The sequence below is a fragment of the Pseudoalteromonas luteoviolacea NCIMB 1944 genome, assembly GCF_001625565.1.
In the GTDB taxonomy this organism is placed as follows: Bacteria; Pseudomonadota; Gammaproteobacteria; order Enterobacterales; family Alteromonadaceae; genus Pseudoalteromonas; species Pseudoalteromonas luteoviolacea_F.
In genome coordinates this window covers 1-230 of sequence record NZ_AUXS01000074.1, presented here as the reverse complement: position 1 = coordinate 230, position 230 = coordinate 1, and the positions used below count along the sequence as shown (strand labels likewise).

Annotated in this window: 1 protein-coding gene; it reads left to right on the top strand. The window is 41.3% G+C overall.

The window, feature by feature from the left end; all coding sequences use genetic code 11:
• On the top strand, positions 1–230 hold a 230-nt coding region (locus tag N483_RS22555), incomplete at both ends, for a calcium-binding protein (protein ID WP_155735428.1).

Below are 230 nucleotides of genomic sequence, written 5' to 3'. Positions count from 1 at the left end.
GGTGATGGTCATGATGTTATCCACGAAATTGGCACTACCAGTACAACAGATCAACTCATGTTGGGCGAAGGGATTTCGAAAGAGCAAGTTAAAATTTTACGTGTTGATGATGACATAGCACTGCAAATATTAGATACCGCAGGCAGTGTTGTAGGCTCAATTACGCTTGCTGGAGCATTTAGTGATAAGAGCGATATTGTCGATAAAGTTGTGTTCAGTGATGGTACCTT